Origin of the sequence: Pseudomonas profundi, from assembly GCF_008638305.1 — a bacterium.
Lineage (GTDB): Bacteria > Pseudomonadota > Gammaproteobacteria > Pseudomonadales > Pseudomonadaceae > Halopseudomonas > Halopseudomonas profundi.
Genome location: NZ_VTPZ01000030.1, coordinates 1 through 5,424, shown reverse-complemented (window position 1 = coordinate 5,424; position 5,424 = coordinate 1). Strand labels below are relative to the sequence as shown.

2 tRNA genes and 2 rRNA genes are annotated in these 5,424 nt (G+C 52.4%); all 4 read right to left on the bottom strand.

The window, feature by feature from the left end:
* Positions 1-68: 68 nt before the first annotated feature.
* A 23S ribosomal RNA gene (locus FZE95_RS19330) occupies positions 69-2,958 on the bottom strand.
* A 298-nt stretch (positions 2,959-3,256) separates the two neighbouring features.
* Positions 3,257-3,332 (bottom strand) — tRNA-Ala (locus FZE95_RS19325).
* A gap of 26 nt (positions 3,333-3,358) precedes the next feature.
* Positions 3,359-3,435: transfer RNA gene (locus FZE95_RS19320), tRNA-Ile, on the bottom strand.
* 104 nt (positions 3,436-3,539) lie between these two features.
* Positions 3,540-5,076, bottom strand: a 16S ribosomal RNA gene (locus FZE95_RS19315).
* Together the 16S and 23S rRNA genes with 2 tRNA genes alongside form the textbook arrangement of a ribosomal RNA operon.
* Positions 5,077-5,424: the final 348 nt, after the last annotated feature.

Here is a 5,424-nt window from a genome sequence, read left to right as displayed (position 1 = left end):
ATCTCTGCAGTTCCAGACTGTCGTTCAATCGGTGTCTTGTATAACACCGTAAATTGCTTGGGTGTTATATGGTCAAGCCACACGGGCAATTAGTACTGGTTAGCTCAACGCCTTGCAACGCTTACACACCCAGCCTATCAACGTCGTAGTCTTCGACGGCCCTTCAGGGGAGTCAAGCTCCCGGTGAGATCTCATCTTGAGGCAAGTTTCCCGCTTAGATGCTTTCAGCGGTTATCTTTTCCGAACGTAGCTACCCGGCAATGCCACTGGCGTGACAACCGGAACACCAGAGGTTCGTCCACTCCGGTCCTCTCGTACTAGGAGCAGCCCCTCTCAAATCTCAAACGTCCACGGCAGATAGGGACCGAACTGTCTCACGACGTTCTAAACCCAGCTCGCGTACCACTTTAAATGGCGAACAGCCATACCCTTGGGACCGGCTTCAGCCCCAGGATGTGATGAGCCGACATCGAGGTGCCAAACACCGCCGTCGATATGAACTCTTGGGCGGTATCAGCCTGTTATCCCCGGAGTACCTTTTATCCGTTGAGCGATGGCCCTTCCATACAGAACCACCGGATCACTAAGACCTACTTTCGTACCTGCTCGACGTGTTGGTCTCGCAGTCAAGCGCGCTTTTGCCTTTATACTCTACGCACGATTTCCGACCGTGCTGAGCGCACCTTCGTACTCCTCCGTTACTCTTTGGGAGGAGACCGCCCCAGTCAAACTACCCACCATACACTGTCCTCGATCCGGATAACGGACCAGAGTTAGAACCTCAAAGTTGCCAGGGTGGTATTTCAAGGTTGGCTCCACGCGAACTAGCGTCCACGCTTCAAAGCCTCCCACCTATCCTACACAAGCAAATTCAAAGTCCAGTGCAAAGCTATAGTAAAGGTTCACGGGGTCTTTCCGTCTAGCCGCGGATACACTGCATCTTCACAGCGATTTCAATTTCACTGAGTCTCGGGTGGAGACAGCGCCGCCATCATTACGCCATTCGTGCAGGTCGGAACTTACCCGACAAGGAATTTCGCTACCTTAGGACCGTTATAGTTACGGCCGCCGTTTACCGGGGCTTCGATCAAGAGCTTCGCCGAAGCTAACCCCATCAATTAACCTTCCGGCACCGGGCAGGCGTCACACCCTATACGTCCACTTTCGTGTTTGCAGAGTGCTGTGTTTTTAATAAACAGTTGCAGCGGCCTGGTATCTTCGACCAGCCAGAGCTTACGCAGTAAATGCTTCACCCTAGCCGGCGCACCTTCTCCCGAAGTTACGGTGCCATTTTGCCTAGTTCCTTCACCCGAGTTCTCTCAAGCGCCTTGGTATTCTCTACCTGACCACCTGTGTCGGTTTGGGGTACGATTCCTAGTTACCTGAAGCTTAGAGGCTTTTCCTGGAAGCATGGCATCAACCACTTCGCGTTCTAAAAGAACGCTCGTCATCGGTTCTCGGCCTTAGGATCCCGGATTTACCTAAGATCCCAGCCTACCGCCTTAAACAAGGACAACCAACGCCTTGCTGGCCTAGCCTTCTCCGTCCCCCCATCGCAGTAACTAGAAGTACGGGAATATTAACCCGTTTCCCATCGACTACGCCTTTCGGCCTCGCCTTAGGGGTCGACTCACCCTGCGTCGATTAACGTTGCGCAGGAACCCTTGGTCTTCCGGCGTGGGAGTTTTTCACTCCCATTGTCGTTACTCATGTCAGCATTCGCACTTCTGATACCTCCAGCCAACTTCTCAATTGACCTTCACAGGCTTACAGAACGCTCCTCTACCGCTCATCTTACGATGAACCCGTAGCTTCGGTGTATGGTTTGAGCCCCGTTACATCTTCCGCGCAGGCCGACTCGACTAGTGAGCTATTACGCTTTCTTTAAAGGATGGCTGCTTCTAAGCCAACCTCCTAGCTGTCTAAGCCTTCCCACATCGTTTCCCACTTAACCATAACTTTGGGACCTTAGCTGACGGTCTGGGTTGTTTCCCTTTTCACGACGGACGTTAGCACCCGCCGTGTGTCTCCCGTGCTGACACTCACTGGTATTCGGAGTTTGCATGGGGTTGGTAAGTCGGGATGACCCCCTAGCCCAAACAGTGCTCTACCCCCAGTGGTGATACACGAGGCGCTACCTAAATAGCTTTCGAGGAGAACCAGCTATCTCCGAGCTTGATTAGCCTTTCACTCCTATCCACAAGTCATCCGCTAACTTTTCAACGGTAGTCGGTTCGGTCCTCCAGTGCCTGTTACGGCACCTTCAACCTGCCCATGGATAGATCGCCCGGTTTCGGGTCTATACCCTGCGACTAAACGCCCTATTAAGACTCGGTTTCCCTACGCCTCCCCTATACGGTTAAGCTTGCCACAGAATATAAGTCGCTGACCCATTATACAAAAGGTACGCAGTCACGGAACAAGTCCGCTCCCACTGCTTGTACGCATACGGTTTCAGGTTCTATTTCACTCCCCTCACAGGGGTTCTTTTCGCCTTTCCCTCACGGTACTGGTTCACTATCGGTCAGTCAGGAGTATTTAGCCTTGGAGGATGGTCCCCCCATGTTCAGACAACGTTTCACGTGCGCCGTCCTACTCGATTTCACAGCTAAGAGCCTTTCGTGTACGGGGCTATCACCCACTACGGCCGCCATTTCCAGGGCGTTCCACTAAACTCTAAACTGCTTAAGGGCTGCTCCCCGTTCGCTCGCCACTACTTGGGGAATCTCGGTTGATTTCTTTTCCTCGGGGTACTTAGATGTTTCAGTTCCCCCGGTTCGCCTCACACACCTATGTATTCAGTGTGTGATACCTGGCTTATGCCAAGTGGGTTTCCCCATTCAGAAATGTCCGGATCATAGCTTGTTTGCCAGCTCCCCGAACCTTATCGCAGGCTACAACGTCTTTCATCGCCTCTGACTGCCAAGGCATCCACCGTATGCGCTTATTCACTTGACCATATAACCCCAAACAATCTTGCTGTTGCCAGCGCGACCGATCGAAGTCACATGTTATATCGACATGATTTCACGACAATCCGGAACTTGCGTTGAGATTACAAGTTACCTTAGCCATAACCCTGTGCAGTGAAACACAGTGCTATGTCTTGTCTTACTTCTATCACTTTCCCAAATTTTTAAAGAGCGGCTGGTTATTAAAGACCAGACATCAATGATCCACCCATCGGTGATCATTCATGTATGAACTCTAGGTCCAGCTAAGGCGTTGTCATTGCGTTCGGTACGTCGGTCTGTCTTGGTGGAGCCAAGCGGGATCGAACCGCTGACCTCCTGCGTGCAAGGCAGGCGCTCTCCCAGCTGAGCTATGGCCCCTTTAAGAACCGTCGCACCTCGACAATTGGTGGGTCTGGGCAGATTCGAACTGCCGACCTCACCCTTATCAGGGGTGCGCTCTAACCAACTGAGCTACAGACCCAATTATCTCGGGTACCTTGCAGCACAAAGCGCTGCAACCCAATCGCCTTTCTGTTGAATCAAGTAATTCGTGTGAGTGCTTGAAGAGTGTCGAGATCTATCGATTAAGGAGGTGATCCAGCCGCAGGTTCCCCTACGGCTACCTTGTTACGACTTCACCCCAGTCATGAATCACACCGTGGTAACCGTCCTCCCGAAGGTTAGACTAGCTACTTCTGGTGCAACCCACTCCCATGGTGTGACGGGCGGTGTGTACAAGGCCCGGGAACGTATTCACCGCGACGTTCTGATTCGCGATTACTAGCGATTCCGACTTCACGGAGTCGAGTTGCAGACTCCGATCCGGACTACGAACGGTTTTTCGGGATTAGCTCCACCTCGCGGCTTGGCAACCCTCTGTACCGCCCATTGTAGCACGTGTGTAGCCCTGGCCGTAAGGGCCATGATGACTTGACGTCATCCCCACCTTCCTCCGGTTTGTCACCGGCAGTCTCCTTAGAGTGCCCACCATTATGTGCTGGTAACTAAGGACAAGGGTTGCGCTCGTTACGGGACTTAACCCAACATCTCACGACACGAGCTGACGACAGCCATGCAGCACCTGTGTCTGAGTTCCCGAAGGCACCAATCCATCTCTGGAAAGTTCTCAGCATGTCAAGGCCAGGTAAGGTTCTTCGCGTTGCTTCGAATTAAACCACATGCTCCACCGCTTGTGCGGGCCCCCGTCAATTCATTTGAGTTTTAATCTTGCGACCGTACTCCCCAGGCGGTCAACTTAGTGCGTTAGCTGCGCCACTAAGAACTCAAGGTTCCCAACGGCTAGTTGACATCGTTTACGGCGTGGACTACCAGGGTATCTAATCCTGTTTGCTCCCCACGCTTTCGCACCTCAGTGTCAGTATCAGTCCAGGTAGTCGCCTTCGCCACTGGTGTTCCTTCCTATATCTACGCATTTCACCGCTACACAGGAAATTCCACTACCCTCTACCGTACTCTAGTTCAGCAGTTATGAAAGCAGTTCCCAGGTTGAGCCCGGGGATTTCACACCCATCTTACTGAACCACCTACGCGCGCTTTACGCCCAGTAATTCCGATTAACGCTTGCACCCTCTGTATTACCGCGGCTGCTGGCACAGAGTTAGCCGGTGCTTATTCTGCCGGTAACGTCAAAACTGACACGTATTAGGCGTCAGCCCTTCCTCCCGGCTTAAAGTGCTTTACAATCCGAAGACCTTCTTCACACACGCGGCATGGCTGGATCAGGCTTGCGCCCATTGTCCAATATTCCCCACTGCTGCCTCCCGTAGGAGTCTGGACCGTGTCTCAGTTCCAGTGTGACTGATCATCCTCTCAGACCAGTTACGGATCGTCGCCTTGGTGAGCCATTACCCCACCAACTAGCTAATCCGACCTGGGCTCATCTGATAGCGCAAGGTCCGAAGATCCCCTGCTTTCTCCCGTAGGACGTACGCGGTATTAGCGCCCGTTTCCGGACGTTATCCCCCACTATCAGGCAGATTCCCAGGTATTACTCACCCGTCCGCCGCTCTCAAGAGAAGCAAGCTTCTCTCTACCGCTCGACTTGCATGTGTTAGGCCTGCCGCCAGCGTTCAATCTGAGCCATGATCAAACTCTTCAGTTTAAAAACTGCTTGGGTTTTGAGAAAACCCTAAACTTGGCTCAGCTTTTACAAATAAACTCGATGAATTCACAGAGCTACTTGCTTGGCTGATAATCTTGCGATCATCGAGCAATTCAGCAAGCACCCACACGAATTACTTGATTCAGATTGTTAAAGAGCGATTCGGCCGGCGTTTCCGCCTTGCCAAGGCCGCGTATTCTACGCTAACCTTCTGATCCGTCAAGCAATTTTGTGAAGTATTTTTGCTGCTTCACTTGCTGCCTGAGTGGCCTGAACAGCGTTGCTGTTCCGTGCCAGGGAGGCGCATTCTACAGGAGCCAAGCTCACTGTCAACACCTTCCGTAAACC